Source organism: Streptomyces sp. NPDC054975 (genome assembly GCF_053609105.1).
In genome coordinates this window covers 136,343-154,385 of record NZ_JBSGWV010000001.1, presented here as the reverse complement: position 1 = coordinate 154,385, position 18,043 = coordinate 136,343, and the positions used below count along the sequence as shown (strand labels likewise).

General features: G+C 71.4%; 25 protein-coding genes and 1 pseudogene. 9 read left to right on the top strand and 17 right to left on the bottom strand.

Annotated features, from left to right (window positions below):
- Positions 1-86 precede the first annotated feature (86 nt).
- Positions 87-473, top strand: coding sequence for a DoxX family protein (locus ACWF79_RS00745; protein WP_453725863.1), 387 nt, complete (start codon positions 87-89; stop codon positions 471-473).
- Positions 474-569: 96 nt separating this feature from the next.
- The gene (locus ACWF79_RS00740; protein WP_453725862.1) at positions 570-1,061 is read left to right on the top strand and encodes a pyridoxamine 5'-phosphate oxidase family protein; all 492 of its coding nucleotides are present in this window, start codon (positions 570-572) and stop codon (positions 1,059-1,061) included.
- A gap of 4 nt (positions 1,062-1,065) precedes the next feature.
- On the opposite strand, the gene ACWF79_RS00735 is transcribed toward ACWF79_RS00740, so the two are convergent.
- Positions 1,066-2,283 (bottom strand): threonine synthase, encoded by a 1,218-nt coding sequence (locus tag ACWF79_RS00735; protein ID WP_453725861.1) that lies wholly within the window; start codon positions 2,281-2,283, stop codon positions 1,066-1,068.
- Positions 2,284-2,519: 236 nt separating this feature from the next.
- Between ACWF79_RS00735 and ACWF79_RS00730 the strand changes: the two genes are divergently transcribed.
- Positions 2,520-2,705 carry a cytochrome P450 gene (locus tag ACWF79_RS00730; protein WP_453726160.1) on the top strand — a complete coding sequence of 62 codons (186 nt, stop codon included), beginning with the start codon at positions 2,520-2,522 and terminating at the stop codon, positions 2,703-2,705.
- 18 nt (positions 2,706-2,723) lie between these two features.
- Here the strand turns inward: ACWF79_RS00730 and ACWF79_RS00725 are convergent, their stop codons facing one another.
- The 3 genes from ACWF79_RS00725 to ACWF79_RS00715 all read right to left on the bottom strand — a co-directional run bounded on the left by ACWF79_RS00725 (position 2,724) and on the right by ACWF79_RS00715 (position 5,276).
- Positions 2,724-3,026 carry a sulfurtransferase TusA family protein gene (locus ACWF79_RS00725; RefSeq protein WP_453725860.1) on the bottom strand — a complete coding sequence of 101 codons (303 nt, stop codon included), beginning with the start codon at positions 3,024-3,026 and terminating at the stop codon, positions 2,724-2,726.
- Positions 3,023-4,270 (bottom strand): MFS transporter, encoded by a 1,248-nt coding sequence (locus ACWF79_RS00720; protein WP_453725859.1) that lies wholly within the window; start codon positions 4,268-4,270, stop codon positions 3,023-3,025. The genes ACWF79_RS00725 and ACWF79_RS00720 overlap by 4 nt, the downstream gene beginning before the upstream one ends.
- A gap of 328 nt (positions 4,271-4,598) precedes the next feature.
- Positions 4,599-5,276: an ArsR/SmtB family transcription factor gene (locus ACWF79_RS00715; protein WP_453725858.1), complete on the bottom strand. Its 678-nt coding sequence runs from the start codon at positions 5,274-5,276 to the stop codon at positions 4,599-4,601.
- A 48-nt stretch (positions 5,277-5,324) separates the two neighbouring features.
- Between ACWF79_RS00715 and ACWF79_RS00710 the strand changes: the two genes are divergently transcribed.
- Together ACWF79_RS00710 and ACWF79_RS00705 are read left to right on the top strand one after the other, a co-directional pair.
- Entirely contained in the window at positions 5,325-6,743 is a 1,419-nt protein-coding gene (locus tag ACWF79_RS00710) for an MBL fold metallo-hydrolase (RefSeq protein ID WP_453725857.1), read from the top strand.
- Positions 6,740-8,017, top strand: coding sequence for an MFS transporter (locus tag ACWF79_RS00705; protein WP_453725856.1), 1,278 nt, complete (start codon positions 6,740-6,742; stop codon positions 8,015-8,017). Before ACWF79_RS00710 ends, ACWF79_RS00705 begins: the two co-directional genes overlap by 4 nt.
- A 649-nt stretch (positions 8,018-8,666) precedes the next feature.
- On the opposite strand, the gene ACWF79_RS00700 is transcribed toward ACWF79_RS00705, so the two are convergent.
- Positions 8,667-8,852, bottom strand: coding sequence for a hypothetical protein (locus ACWF79_RS00700; RefSeq protein WP_453725855.1), 186 nt, complete (start codon positions 8,850-8,852; stop codon positions 8,667-8,669).
- A gap of 95 nt (positions 8,853-8,947) precedes the next feature.
- Here ACWF79_RS00700 and ACWF79_RS00695 point away from each other — a divergent pair.
- A pseudogene (locus tag ACWF79_RS00695) lies at positions 8,948-9,101 on the top strand (pirin family protein); the annotation flags it as partial.
- A 141-nt stretch (positions 9,102-9,242) separates the two neighbouring features.
- Here ACWF79_RS00695 and ACWF79_RS00690 read toward each other — a convergent pair.
- From ACWF79_RS00690 to ACWF79_RS00675, 4 genes are read right to left on the bottom strand one after another with little or no spacing between them, the layout of a single operon-like run.
- Positions 9,243-9,509: a DUF4235 domain-containing protein gene (locus ACWF79_RS00690; RefSeq protein ID WP_453725854.1), complete on the bottom strand. Its 267-nt coding sequence runs from the start codon at positions 9,507-9,509 to the stop codon at positions 9,243-9,245.
- The gene (locus ACWF79_RS00685) at positions 9,506-9,976 is read right to left on the bottom strand and encodes a DUF3618 domain-containing protein (RefSeq protein ID WP_453725853.1); all 471 of its coding nucleotides are present in this window, start codon (positions 9,974-9,976) and stop codon (positions 9,506-9,508) included. The genes ACWF79_RS00690 and ACWF79_RS00685 overlap by 4 nt, the downstream gene beginning before the upstream one ends.
- Positions 9,973-10,389 (bottom strand): phage holin family protein, encoded by a 417-nt coding sequence (locus ACWF79_RS00680; protein WP_453725852.1) that lies wholly within the window; start codon positions 10,387-10,389, stop codon positions 9,973-9,975. The genes ACWF79_RS00685 and ACWF79_RS00680 overlap by 4 nt, the downstream gene beginning before the upstream one ends.
- Before the next feature lie 5 nt (positions 10,390-10,394).
- Positions 10,395-11,558 (bottom strand): YihY/virulence factor BrkB family protein, encoded by a 1,164-nt coding sequence (locus ACWF79_RS00675; RefSeq protein WP_453725851.1) that lies wholly within the window; start codon positions 11,556-11,558, stop codon positions 10,395-10,397.
- A gap of 146 nt (positions 11,559-11,704) precedes the next feature.
- On the opposite strand from ACWF79_RS00675, the gene ACWF79_RS00670 reads away from it, so the two are divergent.
- Positions 11,705-12,160, top strand: a complete 456-nt coding sequence (locus ACWF79_RS00670) for an archease (RefSeq protein WP_453725850.1) — start codon at positions 11,705-11,707, stop codon at positions 12,158-12,160.
- Positions 12,161-12,260: 100 nt separating this feature from the next.
- Here ACWF79_RS00670 and ACWF79_RS00665 read toward each other — a convergent pair whose 3' ends face one another.
- From ACWF79_RS00665 to ACWF79_RS00655, 3 genes are all read right to left on the bottom strand, one after another.
- A complete protein-coding gene (locus tag ACWF79_RS00665) occupies positions 12,261-12,809 on the bottom strand; it encodes a GNAT family N-acetyltransferase (RefSeq protein WP_453725849.1) in 549 nt (182 codons plus the stop codon).
- A gap of 48 nt (positions 12,810-12,857) precedes the next feature.
- Positions 12,858-14,270, bottom strand: a complete 1,413-nt coding sequence (locus ACWF79_RS00660) for an RtcB family protein (protein ID WP_453725848.1) — start codon at positions 14,268-14,270, stop codon at positions 12,858-12,860.
- Positions 14,271-14,367: 97 nt separating this feature from the next.
- Positions 14,368-14,598, bottom strand: a complete 231-nt coding sequence (locus ACWF79_RS00655) for a hypothetical protein (protein WP_453725847.1) — start codon at positions 14,596-14,598, stop codon at positions 14,368-14,370.
- 148 nt (positions 14,599-14,746) lie between these two features.
- Between ACWF79_RS00655 and ACWF79_RS00650 the strand changes: the two genes are divergently transcribed.
- Both ACWF79_RS00650 and ACWF79_RS00645 read left to right on the top strand, forming a co-directional pair.
- The gene (locus ACWF79_RS00650) at positions 14,747-15,061 is read left to right on the top strand and encodes a hypothetical protein (protein WP_453725846.1); all 315 of its coding nucleotides are present in this window, start codon (positions 14,747-14,749) and stop codon (positions 15,059-15,061) included.
- Positions 15,062-15,304: 243 nt separating this feature from the next.
- Positions 15,305-15,646 (top strand): PRC-barrel domain containing protein, encoded by a 342-nt coding sequence (locus ACWF79_RS00645; protein ID WP_453725845.1) that lies wholly within the window; start codon positions 15,305-15,307, stop codon positions 15,644-15,646.
- 90 nt (positions 15,647-15,736) lie between these two features.
- Here the strand turns inward: ACWF79_RS00645 and ACWF79_RS00640 are convergent, their stop codons facing one another.
- The 5 genes from ACWF79_RS00640 to ACWF79_RS00620 are packed head-to-tail and all read right to left on the bottom strand — an operon-like array spanning position 15,737 to position 17,979.
- Complete coding sequence (locus ACWF79_RS00640) at positions 15,737-16,150, bottom strand: hypothetical protein (RefSeq protein ID WP_453725844.1); 414 nt, start codon at positions 16,148-16,150, stop codon at positions 15,737-15,739.
- Positions 16,147-16,512 carry a gas vesicle protein K gene (locus ACWF79_RS00635; protein ID WP_453725843.1) on the bottom strand — a complete coding sequence of 122 codons (366 nt, stop codon included), beginning with the start codon at positions 16,510-16,512 and terminating at the stop codon, positions 16,147-16,149. The genes ACWF79_RS00640 and ACWF79_RS00635 overlap by 4 nt, the downstream gene beginning before the upstream one ends.
- Entirely contained in the window at positions 16,509-16,808 is a 300-nt protein-coding gene (locus tag ACWF79_RS00630; RefSeq protein ID WP_453725842.1) for a gas vesicle protein, read from the bottom strand. The genes ACWF79_RS00635 and ACWF79_RS00630 overlap by 4 nt, the downstream gene beginning before the upstream one ends.
- Positions 16,805-17,653 (bottom strand): GvpL/GvpF family gas vesicle protein, encoded by an 849-nt coding sequence (locus tag ACWF79_RS00625; protein ID WP_453725841.1) that lies wholly within the window; start codon positions 17,651-17,653, stop codon positions 16,805-16,807. The genes ACWF79_RS00630 and ACWF79_RS00625 overlap by 4 nt, the downstream gene beginning before the upstream one ends.
- On the bottom strand, positions 17,650-17,979 hold the full coding sequence (locus ACWF79_RS00620; RefSeq protein ID WP_453725840.1) for a gas vesicle protein: 330 nt from the start codon (positions 17,977-17,979) through the stop codon (positions 17,650-17,652). The genes ACWF79_RS00625 and ACWF79_RS00620 overlap by 4 nt, the downstream gene beginning before the upstream one ends.
- Positions 17,980-18,043: the final 64 nt, after the last annotated feature.

Genomic DNA, 18,043 nt, shown 5'->3' with positions numbered 1-18,043 from the left:
CCCGCTCAGGCGCTCAGGCGGGCCCGGGACGATCCGGGTCCGCCGTCGGCCGCCACCACCAGACTTGCGCCAAGGAGAAGGCACACATGAACACCGCACTGTGGATCATCACCGGCCTGCTGACCGCCGTCTTCCTGTTCTCCGGTCTCGGGAAACTGTTCGTCCCACGGGAGAAGATGGCCGCGATGGCCGACGCCGCGCGCTGGGTCCTCGACTTCAAGCCCGGCGCACTCAAGGCCATCGGAGCGCTCGAGGTGCTCGGTGCCATGGGCCTCGTCCTGCCCGCCTTCCTCGGCAGCGCGCCGATACTGGTACCGCTTGCGGCCGGCGGGCTGGCGCTGATCATGATCGGCGCCACGACCATGCGGATCCGCCGAGGTGAGGCCAAAGCCGCGCTGGGGGACGGCGGCTACCTCGCCCTGACCGCCTTCGTGGCCATCGGCCGCTTCGCACTGGAACCGTTCAACGGCTGAGGGGCGTGCCACGGGCATCGAGCGCCTCGACCTTGATGAGGGTCGGTGCTGGGACGGGGGAGGGGCCGTGCGGCCCAGGGCCCGTACGCTCGGGGAATGATCACCGACACCGACATGCTTCCCCGTGACCCCGCCCAGCGTGTGCGGGACGTGCGGGCGCGGCTCGTGGCCGACATGGATCTGTGGGTCGCGTCCGCCGACGCCGACGGGCGGCCGTACCTCGTGCCGCTCTCGTTCCTCTGGGACGGGGACGCGGTCTGGGTCGTCACCCGGCTCTCCAACCCCACCGGCCGCAACCTCGCTGCCGGCAGCCGGACCCGGCTCGCGCTCGGTACCACCCGGGACGTCGTTCTCGTCGACGGCGAGGCGGTCGCCTACACCCAGGACGACGTCCCGGCCCCGGTGGCCGAGGGTTTCCGTGACAAGACCGGCTGGGACGCCCGTGCCGCCGGGCCCGCCTACCGGTGGTTCCGGATCCGGCCGGCGACTGTTGAGGCGTGGCACGAGTACCCCGAGTTCCCGGACCGCCGTCTGATGACCGACGGGGCCTGGGTGGCCGGGGCGGCGGAGGACGTCCGTCAGCGGTAGCCCTTCACGCGCCGTGGGATGGCCAGGGCCGGGCCGGGGTGAGCCGGGTCTTCAGCTCCTCCCACGTCAGGTCCACCGGCGGGTGCGTGTCGCGTGCCGTGGCGGTGTCCTTGTAGCCGCTGGACGTGGCCACGCAGACGACGGGGCCGTCCTCGTCGGCCGGGCCGTGGGTGCGCAGTCCGGCGAGGCCGGCCGCTGCGGACACCTCGCACCACAGGCCCTGTGCCGCCAACTCGTCCTGGGCCTGGGTCATCTGATCGTCGGTCACCGTACGGGCCTCGCCCATCGTCCCGCGCAGGGCGACGATCCCGCGGTAGCCGCTGATCTCGCAGTCGATGGCGTACGCGGCGGTCGGCCCGACCGGGACCCGCGCCGTGTCGGCGCCCGTGCGCATCGCCTCGGTGAGGGCGCCGGCGGCGGCCGGCTCGGTGGCGTACACGCGCGGGACGGCGTCGGTGACGCCGAGCCTCGCCAGCTCCAGGAAGCCCTTGGCGACGCCGTACAGCAATTCGCCGTATCCGGTGGGGAGGTGGACGGCGGCCGGGGCGCGGCCGAGGTCGAGGGCGATCTCGTACGCGATCGTCTTGTACCCCTCGGGGCCGAAGGGGTGGCCGGTGTGCGCGGTGTCGGTCACGCTGCTGACCGACTGGTAGCCGAGCTCGTCGACGATCCGCCGCATCAACGGCCGCACGGAGTCGAAGGGGACCGTCAGGACGGTCGCCCCGTAGGCACGCAGGTGGGACGCGACCGCCGGTGGCGCGGTGGGCGAAGTGAACACGGCACAGGGCAGCCCCGCGCGGGCCGCGTAGGCGGCGGCCGACGCGCCGTGGTTGCCCGAGGACGACACGACGATCCCGCGGGCTCCGGACGCGACGGCGGCGCTCACCGCGACCCGGTTCAGCCGGTCCTTGTGGCTCCAGGTCGGGTTGCGGGACTCGTCCTTGATCCAGACGCCGTCGGGGAGCCGCACCAGCGGTGTGTTTCCCTCGCCGAGCCCCGGTGCGGCGAGCGGAGGGAGAAGCGGCGCCCAGCGTTCCAGGCCATGGGCGGTGGGACCGGTGAACAGGTCCTCCGGGACGCGGTCGTAGTCGTAGTCGATGTCCAGCGGGTACGCGACGGATTCGGTGGACGTGGCGGGGTCGCCGGCCGTGAGCGGCGGCCACAGAGGGTGGCGTACGTCGGGGTTGCGGAGGGAACGCTGTGCGGAGGCAAGGGAGTTCACAGGATCATCTTCCCTTGGAGGGCCGGGCACCTCCCGTCGTTCGTGGCGACGGACCCGAACGATCCGCCCGTCCGGCCAGGCCGGCTCCATCTCGGCCGGACGGGATCCGGCCGTCCGTCGATCACCGCTCGGGCCGTCCACCGAACCGGCCGCTGGACAACGGTGCCGCCCACCACGACGAGGCCGTCCTCGCCGACCCCGACCGCTTCGACGCGACCCGTTAGGCCCTTGGGCATCTGACCTTCGGGTACGGCGTCCGTTACTGCGTCGGCGCGCCGCTGGCCCGGATGGAACTGCGGGTCGCCCTCGGTCAGCTCGTCCCGCGGTTCCCCCGGATGAGGCTCGCCGTGCCCGTCGAGGAGCTGCGCGTCCGTAGGAGCATCCTGACCGGTGGTCCGGAGGCGCTGCCTGTGACGCGGTGAGCTACGTCGACGGGACCGTCAGCCGTCGATGGCATGCCAGGGAGCGTCCGGGCGCGTCCGCCGCGCCTGGGCGGTGAGGCGCACGGCGTAGACGGGCGGTTCTTCCTCGGAGAGGCGCCCGAGGTAGGTGTGGCCGGTCATATGGCACCAGGCGGGCAGATCGAGCGGGGCGGCAGGGTCGGTGGCGATGACGTGCACCACGGTGTCCGGCGCGGCGCCGTCGATCTCCTTGCGCAGGCGGAGCAGGAGGGTGACGCAGAGCAGGCCGGTGCCGTCGACGGTGATGGCGGGTGCTGGGACCGGGCTGTCGTGGTGGGTCATCGGCGGTAGGCGGTGGCGGCGACGGCGGGCAGGACGGCGAGGGAGAGGACGCCTCCGGTCAGGGCGAGGGCGGGGTAGCCGGCGGCGGCGACGACGATGCCGGAGGCCATGCCGCCGGTGGCGCCGGCGATGGCGATGGAGACGTCCACCAGGCCCTGGGTCTTGGCGCGGGTGGCCAGCGGCACGGTGTCGGTGATGATCGCGGTGCCGGACACGAGGCCGAAGTTCCAGCCGAGGCCGAGCAGGGCGAGCGCGAGGGCGAGGAGGGCGACGGAGTCGCCGGGGGCGAGCGCGGCGAGGATGCCGGCGGCCAGGAGCGTGAGGCCGGCGGCGGCGGCGATCGACATGCGGCCGTAGCGGTCGACGAGCCAGCCGGTCAGCGGTGAGGGCAGGTACATCGCGCCGATGTGAAGGGCGATGACGAGGCCGGATGCGGCAGTGCCGTGGCCGTGGTCGTGCATGTGGACCGGGGTCATCGTCATGATCGCGACCATGACGAGTTGAGTGAGGACCATGACCAGCGCGCCGACAACGACGCCCCCGCGGCCCGCACGCGTCTCTGTGACGTCGGCTGCGGCTGGGTCGGCGGCCGCGTCGGCTTCCTTCGCTGCGGCGAGGGAACGGGCCAGGATGAGCGGGTCCGGGCGCAGCCACAGGGCGAGGACGAGCGCGGCCAGCCCGTAAGCGATGCCCGAGATGACGAAGAGTCCGGCGAGGTGGGGGATGCCGAGGTGCTCGGCGAGGGTGCCGGCGGGGGCGGCGAGGTTGGGGCCGGCGACGCCGCCGAGGGTGGTGGCGACGAGGACGGTGGAGACGGCGCGGGCTCGGTGGCCTGGGGCGGCGAGGTCGGCTCCGGCGTAGCGGGCCTGGAGGTTGGTGGCGGTGCCGGCGCCGTAGACGAACAGGGCGATGAACAGCAGGACGGGGTTGTCCAGGACGGCCGCGGTGATGACGCCGGCCGAGCCGATGGCTCCGGTGAGGTATCCGGTGGCGAGGCCGGGTCGGCGGCCGCGGGATTGGGAGATGCGCCCGACGATCACGGCCGTGAGTGCGGATCCGGCGGTGAACAGGGCGCTGGGCAGGCCGGCGAGGCTGGTGGTGCCGAGCATCTCCTGCGCCAGCAGGGCGCCGACGGTGACGCCGGCAGCGAGACCGGCGCCGCTGAGGATCTGGGAGGCGACCAGGACCCGCAGAGTCCGGGCTTGCGCCGTGGCGGGGTCGGACATGGAGGACGTGCTGGTCATGCCTTCTTCCAGGGTGAGCGGTGCGGGGTACGCATCGGACCATGGCCTTGAAGGCCCGGGCCGGTGCACGAGGGATGTTCGTCAGTCGGTGTCGGCGGCCTGGGCGAGGGTCGCTGCCGCCGTCTCGATGTCACCGGCCGTGGTCCGGCGGCCCAGGGACAGCCGCCACGAGCCGAGCGCGCGGTCTGAGTTCAGGCCCATGGCGGTGTGGGTTGCTGTGGCGGGCCGATCCGGTGGAGGCCGGGATCTGGCCGACGGCGGAGAGGAGCTCGTGCCCGAGGGCACCGTCGACGCTGACGTTCAGAGTGTGGGGCGCCGCCCGGGGCGGTCACGTCAGGTCCGAGGCATCGACGGGCAGTTCCGACAGGCGCCACTCGAGCATGCCGTCGTTGAGGCGGATCGCCCGGCGCCCACGGTCGGTCAGCAGCCGGACGGCGTCGTAGGCGAGGACGCAGTATTCGCCGCGGCAGTAGACGACGATCTCCGTGTCCGCGGGCAACTCGTCGATCCTCTCGGTGAGCTCGTCGACCGGGATGGAGATCGCGCCGGGGATGTGCCCGGCCCGGTACTCCTCGACCGGCCGGACGTCGAGCACGACGACGTCACCGGTCTCCACCCGCGCCCGCAGTTCCTCACGGGACAGTTCCGCCCCGCCGTCCTCCCCGAGGTAGGCGTCCCGCGCTGCGGGCACGGCGGCCTGGTGGCGGTCGGCGACCTTGCGCAGCAGCGCGAAGAGCTGGGCGACGTCGTCGCCGGCGAGCCGGTAGTGGATGCGCACGCCCTCGCGGCGGGTGGCGACGAATCCGGCCTGCTTGAGGGTCTGCAGGTGCGCCGAGGCGGTGGTCAGGTTCAGCCCGGCCGCCTTCGCCAGCGCGTCGACCGTGCGCTCGCCCTGGGCCAGCAGATCCAGCAGCTCCAGGCGCTTTCCGCTGGCCAGCGCCTTTCCGCTGGCCGCGAACGCGTCATAAAGCCGCGCCTTCGTCGCGCTCTTCGTGTTCTCCGGCATGACATCCTCCATAAATCCATGGATTATTGTAGGCGAGGCGGTGGGGGCGTGACCACACACCCCCGTTTCAAGATCCTGGAGGACGCCGTGGGCTTCGCGGACGATCACCTCATCCCGCTCGTCGACGAAGGACTGGGCAACAGCGCCTACCTTCTCGACCTCGGCGACGGCCGCGCCCTGGCCATCGACGCCAGCCGCGACCTGCGCGCCCTGCACGCAGCCGCCGAGCGGCGCGGCCTGCACATCGCGTTCGCCGCCGACACCCACCTGCACGCCGACTTCCTCTCCGGGGCCGTCCAACTCGGCCACGACACCGGCGCCACGGTGCTCGCCTCCGCCGCCGGCCGCCGCACCTTCCCCCACCACGCTCTCGCCGACGGCGACGAGGTCGGCCTGGGCGGGCTGACCCTGCGCGCTCTGGCCACCCCCGGCCACACCGACGAGCACCTGTCCTTCCTGCTGCTGGACGGCAACCGGCAGCTGGGCGTGTTCACCGGCGGCTCGCTGATCGTGAACTCGGCCGCCCGCACCGACCTCCTCGGCGCCGACCGCACCGAGGAACTGGCCCGCGCCCAGTACCGATCGATCAAGCGCCTGACCGAACTGCCGGACGAGACCGCGGTCTGGCCCACCCACGGCGCCGGATCCTTCTGCTCCGCCCCGCCCGGAACCGAGCGCACCACCACCATCGGCGCGCAGAAGCAGGCCAACCCGCTGCTTGCCGCGCCCGACGAGGACACCTTCGTCTCCCAGCTCATCGCGAGCCTGGGCACCTACCCCGCGTACTTCGACCGCCTCGGGGAGATCAACCGCCGCGGGCCCGCCGTGCTGACCACGGACCCGCTGCTGCCCGCCCTGCCCGCGCAGCAGGTCCGCGCCCTGATGGTCGACGGGTGTCACGTCGTCGACGTCCGACCGGCCGCCGACTACGCCGCCGGCCACATCCCCGGCTCGCTGTCCATCCCGCTGCGCGACCAGTTCGCCACCTGGCTCGGCTGGCTCCTGCCCGAGGCCGCCCCGCTCGCCTTCGTCACCGCCGACGGTCAGGACCTGAGCGAGCTCGTCTGGCAGGCGTACAAGATCGGGTACGAGCGGCTCGCCGGCCGCCTCGACGGCGGCATTCCGGCCTGGACCGCCGCCGGTCACCCGCTGGCCTCCACGGCCTTCGTCACCGCCGAGCAGACGGACAACCGCCCGTATGTGGACGTGCGGCAGGAGTCGGAGTTCGCCGCCGGACACGTCCCCGGCGCGGTCCACATCGAACTCGGCGGCCTCGCCCGCGTCGCCTCCGACGCCCCCGAGGGCGCGGTCGTGGCCTGCGGGCACGGAGAGCGCGCCATGACCGCCGCCAGCCTCCTGGAGCGAGCCGGCCACCGCGATGTCACCGTCCTCGACGGCGGACCGGCCGACTACGCCACCGCCCACGGCCACAAGCTCGTCCAGGGCACGGAGGACACCCGTCCGTGAACCCGCCCCCCACGACCACCGCCTCGGCCGACACCGGCGGACGGCCGGTACGGCTCGGACTGCGCGAGAACCGGCTGCAGTTCACGCTGCTCGTCATCGTCAACGTCTGTGTCGGCGGCCTGGTCGGCCTGGAACGCACCACCGTCCCGCTCATCGGCTCCGAGACGTTCGGCCTCACCAGCGACCTGGCCATCTTCTCCTTCATCATCGCCTTCGGCCTCACCAAAGCCCTGACCAACCTGGCCGCCGGGGCGCTCACCGCCCGCTTCCGCCGCAAGCAGCTCCTGGTGGCCGGCTGGCTGATCGGCATCCCCGTCCCCTTCGCCCTCGCCTACGCCCCGTCCTGGGGCTGGATCGTCGCCGCCAACGTCCTGCTCGGCCTGAACCAGGGCCTGACCTGGTCGATGACGGTCAACATGAAGATCGACCTCGTCGGCCCCTCACGCCGCGGCCTGGCGACCGGCCTTAACGAGGCCGCCGGATACACCGCAGTCGGCGTGACCGCCCTGCTCACCGGCTACCTCGCCACCTCGTACGGCCTGCGCCCCGTGCCGGAGCTCATCGGCGTCGTCTTCGTCGTCGCCGGCCTTGCCCTGGCCCTCGTCGTCCGCGACACCGCCGCCCACGTCGCCCTGGAGCTGGCCCACCACACCAAGCCGCTGCCCTCGGACGAGGACACCGGCCTGAAAGCCACGTTCACCCGCACCTCCTGGCACAACCGCTCCCTGCGCGGCGCCAGCCAGGCCGGACTGATCAACAACCTCAACGACGGCCTCACCTGGGGCGTCTTCCCGCTTCTCTTCACCGACCACGGCCTCGGACTCGCCGCAGTCGGCCTCATCAAGGGCCTGTACCCGATCCTGTGGGGACTCGGGCAGATCCCCACGGGGCACCTCGCCGACCGCATCGGCCGCAAACCGCTGATCGTCCACGGCATGCTCGTCCAGGCCGCCGGATTCGTCCTCGCCCTCGCCCTGCTCGACCGGCCCCTGCTCGCGGGCATCCTGTCCGCGGTCTTCCTCGGCCTGGGCACCGCCATGGTCTACCCGGCCCTCATCGCCTCCATCTCCGACCACGCCCACCCGGCATGGCGGGCCAACGCCCTGGGCACGTACCGGTTCTGGCGCGACATCGGGTACGCCGCCGGAGCTCTCGTGGCGGGCGTACTCGCCGACTGGCTCGGCCTGAAGGCCACCGTCGTCGCCGCTGCCGTCCTCACCGCCGCCTCCGGACTCCTCGCCGCCCGCTGGATCACCGAGCACACCACACGCTGAGGGCAGGCAAGGCGGGATGTGCCGACGAAACGCCGGGCTTGTCGCATCATGTGACGCGAGCCATCAGGCCGACGCGAGAGCCTCCCTGACTGAGGCTTACAGGTGTACGGCGGGAAGGGTGCCCAGCGCGTCAGGAGCTGCCGGGACGGCTTGCGCTGCCCGCTCTTCGGCGGCCAGGCGCCTTCTGCCCGGCCTGCTCGATCGCTGTCTCGGTCGACGCCCAGTGCAGCCGCCGCCGACGATGGGTGCTGGTAGTTGGGTGGCCGAAGAGCCGGGCATTGACGGCCTGCTCGAAGCCGGGGCGGACGGTGGGTGCGTGCGCGAAGCCGAACAGGGCAGCGGGCTCGCCGCCCGGCCCGGACCGAGTGTGGCCGGAAGCGCTCAGACCGGGTGGCACTCGAACCTGACACGATCCTTGTCCCGTCTCATCGACCATGCCATCGAGATGCGCTGTGACCTGCGCACTGTCAGGTCTGATTGAGACTCATCTCGCGGGTGACGTGCAACGAGATCCAGTCGCTGATCTGGAGGTGCCAGGAAGTCTCATCGATCATGGCCGACGCCTGGGCGGCCGGCTTCGGTTCGTCAGCTTGACTGAGACGCCGAAGACGGGAGTCTCATGGGGTATCGCAGTATTCGGGGGATCAGCTCAGGGAGACGTCGTTGGTCGGTTCTGGCCGGCCTTCCACTCGTCGGTGTACTCGTCGACCTGCTTGCCGCCCGGGTCCCGGTAGCGGACCTCGTAGAGGTGTGGGCACTTGGTCCAACGGGTTGCGGGGTGCTCGCACTCCTTGAAGAAGGTGCCCATACCTCGGGCCGGTGTCGTGGCAGCCATGCGATCAGGACTCCTCGGATGCCGATGCTGACGGTTTGCTGACCGTCAGCGATCCGAGACCCCTTTGACCTGCAAAAACGTTCCTGTGCCGCGCTTTGTTCTGGAACTGGATCGGACGCTCCCAGCAGGACATCGAGGAAGCCCGAGAGGCGTGGATGACCGGCACCAGGTTCGGCGACCGTCAAGGGCTACGGCGGCTCTCCGCTCCCGGCCCCGGAGCTGCCGGCGACACCGCTCAAGCCCCGGGGAGGGTGCGCTGAACTGGGCCAATTCCTCAAGGAAGGCGCTGTAGACGGCCACGGTCAATTGCTCGCCGCCGGCCAGGAACAGCGCCTCGTCCTTGGCCGCCTCGACCCGCGGCGCACCCAGTACGGTCTCGGCGGGGAGCGGTCAGCCCGGCCAGGTGCCGGTCATGCGGCGGACGGCGGCGGCGCCGCCGCGGTCCACGGAGGCCTTGACCGCGGCGAAGATCGCGCCCTGAAGTGTCGCGGCGAGCAGGACCTCGCGCCAGCTGCGGTCCTCGTCGGTGGCATCGGGGGCGTCCTCGCTATGCCCGAGCTTCTTCCAGACCTGCTTGAACATGGCCCCGGCCAGTACGCCGCTGACGGCGCCCAGGGCGAGGCCGACCGGCTTGTAGGCGATCTTCGAGGCTTTCACCGCTTCCTCCGTGAACGGCGGATGAGCAGGAGGACGAGGAGTGCGCCGGCTGCGGCGAGCAGGGGAGCTCGGTTGGCCCGCGCGACCTGCATCCCCTGGTCGGCCTTCTCCCGGACCGGCTCCGGGGCCTTGTCCCGAGCGAGCTGTCCGGCATGGGATGCCTTGTCGCGGATCTGTTCGGTGGCCGCAGCAGCCTTGGCACGCACCGGATCCGGTGTCTTGTCCTGAACTACGTGTGCCGCATGGGCGGCTTTGTCGCGCAGCTGGTTCCTGGTCCGTGCGGTCTTCTCGCTGAGCTGATCCTTGACGGCAGCCGTTTTCTGCTGGGCGCGGGTCTTGACGTCCGCCTTCGCGGCGAGGGCCTCAACCGTCTCGCCCAGCTCCTGGCGCGATTCCTCGACCTTTTCGCGCAGTTCCTCCGGGGTGGGCGGCGTCTCCTTGTCCGTGTGCGGCTTGTCGTTGGTCATCGCTGTGCCCTCTCCTTGATCTCCGCCACATCGGCCTTCACGCTGTCTTTGGTCTGCTCGGGCGTGGGCGGGGATGCCTTGCTGATCTGCTGCTTGCCGAGCGCGGCCATGAGCGCGGCCACACCGGCCAGCACGCAGGTGACGATCAGCGCCGCCACCCACACCTCGAGCGCGAGCGACAGGGCGGCGATCGCAGTGGCCGCAAGCGCCTGCAGGGCCAGGACACCCACCAGACCGGCGCCGCCGAACAGGCCACCGCCCTTGCCCAACCGTTTGCCTTTCTGGGTCATCTCCGCCTGCGCCAGGCGCATCTCGTCGCGCACCAGCTGGGACAGCTGCTGCGAGGCTCGCTGGACCAGCTCACTGACGGGTTCCTGCGGTGCGTTGCCTCCGCGGGGGCCGTCTGCGGTCATGGTGTTCACCCTTTCTGTTCCGGGCCGACGCGTCCCCGGTGCCCTGATCCATGGTTGGTCTCCCCAGTGGGGGACTCCGGGCCCCTCGTGTCCGGGGCCGTTCCGTTCTCAGGTGCGAAACGGCGGCGGTCTTCCTCATCCCATTTCCGGGTGTCGCGAGGCTGGACGTAGGGCTCCTCCTCGGCGGGATGGCCGCCCTCCACCGCGCGCTGCCGGTTCATCTCGGCGTCGAACTCCAGCCCGAGCAGGATCGCGAGGTTCGTGATCCACAGCCACACCAGGAAGATGATCACCCCTGCGAGCGCGCCGTAGGTCTTGTTGTAGGAGCCGAAGTTCGCCACGTAGAACGCGAACCCCGCCGAGGCGATCATCCAGATCACCAGGGCCAGGAAGCTGCCCGGCGTGATCCAGCGGAAGCCGCGCACCTTCGCGTTCGGTGTCGCCCAGTACAGGATCGCGATCATGATCGTGACCAGGACCACGAGCACGGGCCACTTCGCGATCGACCACACCGTCAAGAAGGTGTCCCCGACTCCCAGCGCCGTGCCGACCTGCCGGGCCAGGCCGCCGGTGAACACGACGATCAGCGCACTGATCACCGCGAGGACCATCAGCACCACGGTCACACCGAGCCGGACCGGCAGTACCTTCCACACGGGGCGGCCCTCGGGGACGTCGTAGACCGCGTTCGCAGTGCGGATGAACGCGGCGACATAGCCGGATGCCGCCCACACCGCGAGCGCCAGACCGACGATCGCCATGATCGAGCCGAGCCCGCCGTTGCCCTGCATCTGCTTGACCGCGTTGCTGAGGACGTCCCGCGCCGCGCCCGGGGCGAGCTTCTGGATGTTGTCCAGCACCTGCTGCGTCGCCGACTGGCCGACGATCCCGAGCAGCGAGACCAGCGCCAGCAGGGCCGGGAACAGCGCCAGGATTCCGTAGTAGGTCAGGGCGGCGGCCCGGTCGGTCAGCTCATCCTTCTTGAACTCTTTCAAGGTGCCCTTCAGCACCGTCCCCCAGGAGCGTTTGGACAGGTCCGTCGGGCTGTCCGGCGCCCGCTGCTCCACCTGCTCATCCGGTCCGGCGCGTGCCCCCCGCCCAGCCTCGGGCTCTTGGCCGGCCGGGGGGTGCCCGCCGTGCCTTCCCTGCCGTTTCGTCATCCGTGCCATGTCGCGCGAGTATCCGTGCGCGCACGGACCAAACGCGCAGGGGCCGCAGAAGGCGTGCGTGCCGTTGGCGGAGGCCATCCCACCCGATGTGGAGCACGGTGCCGCCGCAGAGGCATGGGGGCGCGTCGGGCGGGCAGGCGAGGGGCATGGTGGGCGACACGGGCAACGGCGAACAGGTCAGGCGCCCCGGGGCGGGCGGGCACCGGACCGTGCCGCACACGGCCGACGTGCGCATCGAGGCGTGGGGGACGAGCCGCGAGCAGTGCCTGGTGGAGGCGGTTCTCGGCATGGTCGAGTGCTTCGCGGACGTCTCCGGGGTACGGGCGCGGGCCGTGCGGCAGGTGCAGATGGCCGAGGGAAGCGACGACGACCTGCTGGCCGCGCTCCTGGACGAGGTCGTCTTCCGGCTCGAGGTGGACGGCGAGGTGCCCGTGGACGTCGAGGCGGAGACGATCGACGGCGGCCTCGATGTACGGATGGCGATGACGGACGTCAGGTCGCTCCCCATTACCGGCGCCGTCCCGAAGGCCGTGTCCTGGAACGAGCTGCATCTCGCCCCCGACCCGTACGGCTGGTCGTGCGCGGTGACGATCGATGTCTGACGGCCCCTGAAGCGGCTGCGTGGCGAACGAGCCTCGACCACGGCCGGCCCTTTCCGGCGGAGCGGCTGCCGGCTCGCTCGTGCCCGCGAGAACGCCCCGCTCAACCGGACGGCGCGACCGAGGACCACAGGCCGAACCACTGCTCCGCGCCGTACTCCTCGAACCGCTCCACCTCGGTGAACCCCAGCTTCGTCGCGAGGCGCATCGCGCGGTCGTTGGTGGTCCGGGTGCAGAGCACCACCGGCTCGCCGGGGAGCGCGTCGGCGAACCAGCCGAGTGCCGCTGCGCACGCCTCGGCGGCGTAACCGCGTCCCCACGCCTCCGGCAGGAGCATGTAGCCGAGTTCGGCCTCTGCGGCATCCGGGCGGACATGGCCCGGACGCTCCGCGTCGCGCCGGTCGAGCGTGATCACGCCGATCATCGCCCCGCCGAGATCGATCACGAAGAGACCGGGGCGCCGCCCGGGCACTTCAGGGACCGCGCGTTCGAGTTCCTCACGCGGTCGAGGGCCACCGAGGTAGGTGCCCACCTCTGGGGACGCGAAGAGCTCGATGAACGCCGCACGGTCCCGGGGCTCGGACGCGCGGAGCACGAGCCGTTCGGTTCTCAGCGGGGCAGGTGGCCAGGCGGCGAGTCCGAGATCAGCCATGGCGGGCAACCTATCGCACGCCTGTGAGAACGATCCCGGGAAGAAGGCCTAACCCTTGACCACCCCCAGCGGGACCAGGCGGGCCACCCTGCGGCACAGACCCGCGCCCTCGCTCGCCGCCACCACCGCGTCGACGTCCTTGTACGCCTCCGGGGTCTCCTCGGCCAGGGCCTTCCAGCCCTTGGGGCGCACCGCGATGCCGTCGGACTCCAGGCGGGCGCGCAACTCCTTGCCGCCCACCGTGCGCGCCGCCTGGTGACGGCTCATCACGCGGCCCGCTCCGTGACACGTGGAGAAGAAGGCACCACCGCCGGGTACTCCGGCGAGGACGTACGAGGCGGTCCCCATGGTGCCGGGGATGAGTACGGGCTGCCCTGCCGCCCGCAGGTCCGCGGGCAGCTCGGCGTGGCCGGGCGGGAAGGCACGGGTGGCGCCCTTGCGGTGCACGCACAGTGAGCGCGGCTCGCCGCCGACCGCGTGGGTCTCGATCTTGGCCAGGTTGTGGGAGACGTCGTACACGAGAGTCAGCCGGGCGTTCGCCTCGCGACGGAAGATCCGGCGCGCCGCCTCCGCCAGCAACTGCCGGTTCGCGCGGCCGTAGTTGGCGGCCGCCGACATCGCCCCCAGATAGGCGCGGCCCTCCGGCGAGCGCACCGGCGTGCAGGCCAGCTGCCGGTCCGGCACATCGATCCCGTAGCGGGCCATGGCCCGGTCCATCGCACGGACATGGTCGGAGCAGATCTGGTGGCCGAGGCCGCGCGAACCGCAGTGGATCATGACGCACACCTGGTCGGGGGCGATTCCGAAGGCGGTCGCGGCCTGCTCGTCGTACACCTCGGTGACCTGCTGGATCTCCAGGAAGTGGTTGGCGGAGCCGAGGCTTCCGACCTGCCCGAGTCCGCGCTCGCGCGCCCGTTCGCTCACCCGGTCGGCATCGGCCCCCGCGACCGCTCCGCCGTCCTCGCAGCGCAGCAGGTCGCGCTCCTGGCCGTGCCCCTGTTCCACCGCGTACCGCGACCCGCCCAGCAGCACCCGCTCCAGCTCGCCCTGGCCGCTCAGCTGCCACACGCCGCCCGGTCCTGCGCCCCGAGGGATGGCCTTGTCGAGGCCGTCCATGACCGCCCGCAGCACCGGATCCAGTTCCCGCCGCTCGCGGTCGGCGGCCAGCAGGCGCACGCCGCAGGAGATGTCGAAGCCGACGCCGCCGGGCGACACCACGCCACCCTCCTCGATGTCGGTGGCGGCGACACCGCCGATGGGAAAGCCGTAGCCCCAGTGGATGTCCGGCATGGCGTACGAGGCGTCCACGATGCCGGGGAGCGTCGCGACGTTGGCGACCTGTTCCAGCGACTGTTCGGCGTCCCGCAGCAGCTCGGGGGAGGCGAACACCACGCCGGGCACACGCATGCCCGGCCGCTGCTCGATGCGCCAGCGGTAGGGCCCCTCCTCGACGAATGCCATGACCACCGCCTCCTGTCACGGTCGTACGCTTCGTCACCCTTCCGCGTTACCTGCACAGCACCGCGCAAACGGCCGCAGGGCGCCACGGCCCGCCCCGTCAGCCCCGACCGACGGCGACGACGAGCAGCGCGGCGGCGATGGTGACGCCGGCCGCGGCGAGCATCAGCAGCCGCAGGACAGGCACATCCGCCGAGGTCCTCGGAGGCGGGGGCTTGATCAGCTGTCGGCAGTCAGCGCATTCCGCGTCGTCATGAGCAGGTCGCTCGAGCCAGTAGGCGCCTGTCAGTCCGGCGAACGAGGGAAGGGACGCGTCGTTCGGAGCAGTCACGCATCGGACAACGACGACGCCGCGGACTCGGGTCGGCTCCGGCGCCACAAGCCGCCAATTCGTAATCCGGTGTACGACAGGCGGGGAACGGACGGCGCCATGACCGCCGGTCCGCGTCGGCGCGCCCGCTTGCTCATACGCTTGCCGCATGACCGAGAACGAGATCCAGCTCAAGGCCATCGCGGCGCTCACGGCGCTGCGTGGGGGCGTCGGTGCGGAGTACGTCTCCGGCCTGCTCGGCGAGGTGATCCCCACGCACTTCGTGGTCCCCAGCACCGACGATCCGCGCGAGGTCGGCCTGGCCGTGCTGAGCCAGCTGTCGGACCCGCTGAGCGCCCTGATCAACGGGTTCGTCCTTGCCTTCGAGACGGTGGCGACCGCGTACGACGAAACGGACCCCGAGACGCCGACCGACGCCATTCTGCAGGCGCTCGCCCTGAACATCGCACGCGATGCCGACTGACACCGACTGAAGCGCTGAGGCGCCGTACCCGGGCGGTACGGCGCCGAGGGCAGATGCCGCCCCCGCCGCGCAAGAACCCGCCGCCCAAAAATCCTGCGAGCACCCACCCCGCCCCGCGCCTCGACCTCAACCGCACGCGGTGTGGGCCCGGACGACGGGGGCACCCGAACGCCGAGGGCCGTGTGGCGGCGCCTCGCCCGTACGAGCGTGGTGCGGCGATTCGAGAAGCAGAGGAGCGGCGGCATGACGGACGACCTGTGGAGCTACGGCACGCGGTGCGGTCACGTGGCGGGTGCCGATCTGACCGGCTGGAGGGTCGAGGCGACCGACGGTCACGTCGGCGAGGTGGACGAGCATTCCGACGAGACCGGTGACGCCTATCTGGTTCTGGACGCGGGGCCCTGGATCTTCGGAAAGCTGCTGATCCCCGCGCGTGCGGTGGTGCGGGTCGACGCGGCGGAGAGCACGATCCACCTCGGTCTGTCCAAGGAACAGGTCAGGGACGCGCCGCAGTTCCTCGCCGACAAGGACCTCGCCGACCGTCAGTACCGCGAGGACGTCGTGGCGTACTACCGCTCCCACTGACGGAGCCGCCCCCCGAACGGCGCCGATCCGCCCCGAGGAGACGGGGCGGATCGGAGGCGTTAGCGCCGGGAGGCGGATCCGGTGAGGTCGTCAGATCCGTCCGCCGACGAGCCGCGTCAGGGGACCGACGGCCGGCTTGGCCGTCGAACGCCCCACCGCGAACGCGGCGCCGGCGACTCCCACGACACCTGCCGCCGCCCCGGCCGCGATCATCTTCCTCTCCTTGACGACGGCCCAGGCCGCCGTGGCCGCGGTCGCCGCCTTGGCGGCGTTCGCCGTCACGGCCTGCTGGCCCGCCTGCAGGCCGCTCGCCACCGCCTGGCCGGTCCGCCTGGTCGTCTCACCCGCGGAGCTGAGCGTCGTCGACGCGGACTTCTCCGCCTCGCCCGCCGCAGCCGTGGCCTTCGACTCGGCGCGCTTGGCCGTGCTCGTCGCCCGCTTCGCCGTCGACTTCCTGGTGGTCGTGTTACCGGAGTTCTTGGCACTTTCGTTCGATGCAGTCATGGCTTTCCTCCTTGCCTCTCTTTCGCCGGTGAAACGGCGAATGCGTCAACGGAGCCGTCGCGGGGGAGGAGCGAGCCCAACGGGCCCAGGTCCAGGTTCAGATCGTCCATGGACAGGTCGTATCGCGCGCACAGCTCCTCCATGCGTTCGTGCAGGATCATCAGCGTCATGCCGATGCGTTCTTCCTCGTCCTCGCCGAGGTCGCCCTGGTCGACGCGGTGAACCGCGGTCCGTTCCATCAGTTGGCGCAGCAGTTCGACGATGGTGAGGACGAGTTTGATCAGGTCGCGTTCCACCGTGTCGGGGTCCATGGCCAGCCGCTCTGCCACGGCGTTGCCGTCGGCGGTCGTCGGATCCTTCATCCCGGAGGCCTCCTTGGGATCGAGGCGCGGTCAGCGAGCGGCTCGCCGTCCACGAGCGGTTCGCCGGCACCGTACGCGCGTGCCCAGGGCGCTGGTTCGTCGCCGCTGATCGACCGGATGACCGCGCGCAGGTTGATGTGCACCAGGTCGACGTCGGCGATGGAGAGAACCAGGTCTCCCGTCAGGACCGCGCCCCCGGTCAGGAGGCGGTCCAGCAGGTCGATGAGGGCCACCGGAGGACCGGAGAGGCGCTCGCTCGGCTCGTGGGAGCCGTCGTCCGTGAAGGGGGTGCTCATCGCGGCGCCAGGTTCCCGTCCGTGTTCTCCACGTCCGGCTCTTCCACGGCCGGCGTCGCGAACGAGTACGGAGCCCAGGGACCGGTGACCTCCACCCGTACGCCGGGGACCGAACGCGCCACAGCCTCGACGTCCTCGCGGAAGCGTTCCTCGGCCCCCATCGGCACCAGGTACGCGTGGTTGGCGATGTTGACCCCGCGCCGACCGGACAGTTCGCCCTGTTGGGGGCGGTGCACGACCGCGGCCCGGGCGCGCTCCTGCGCCACCTTCGTCACCTCCACCGCGACGGCGCCGGCGCTCCGATAGAGGTCCTCGGTGCTACGCCGGTGCTGCCTGCGCTGCTCCAGATAGGCCCTCCCCGGGCTCGTCGCACGCGTCGAGGCCGACGGTTCCTCCGGAGGCGCGCCCGCGGCCGTCCTCGCCTCGGGGTCCGCGTGGACCTTCACCCCCAGCTCGACGTGGCCCTCCAGCCATGCCAGCAACTCGGTGAAGGGGGCGCGATGTCGGACCAGCATGTCGGCCACCCGGCTCTCGTCGAGGTAGACCGTGGCCAGCCTGAGGGGAAGCACGACGGACTCCGCGAACGCCGCGTCGATGACGGCATGGTGTGATCGAGCGATCTCCTCCAGCCTGGCGAGATCCTCCAACTGACGCCGTAGCGCGGCCTCGTCGAACACGTCGGCCGGTACGACCGACGTCAGTGCGACAAGGCCGCCGGCCGCGACGAGGCCCACAGCGTGTCCGTCGACCCCGCTCACTCTCTCCGCGAGACGGCGGACGTCCGCGTCGTCCCGGCCGATGCCGTACACGTACACCACCGAGCGCGTCGGATCAGGCGTCCTCACGATGCCTCCTCCCTTCCCTCGCGGGTGACCGCCTCCGGCCACCCTTCGCTCCCTGCCGGTCCGCCCGCGGCACGCAGGCGCGTGAGCTCGGCCCGCAGACGCTCGTTCTCGTCCGCCAGGAGCTCCTCACGTGGGGCGTTCCCGTCGACGGGGCGAGGCGGGCGTGCGCGGGAGGAGAGCGACGGGTCGTGCTCCCACCAGTCGATGCCCATCTCCTTCGCCTTGTCGACGGAGGCGACCAGCAGACGGAGCTTGATGGTCAGCAGCTCGATGTCGAGGAGATTGATCTGGATGTCGCCGGCGATCACGATGCCCTTGTCGAGCACGCGTTCCAGGATGTCCGCGAGGTTCGCGGACGAGCCCTGACGACTGCTCGGCGATGCGGCATGC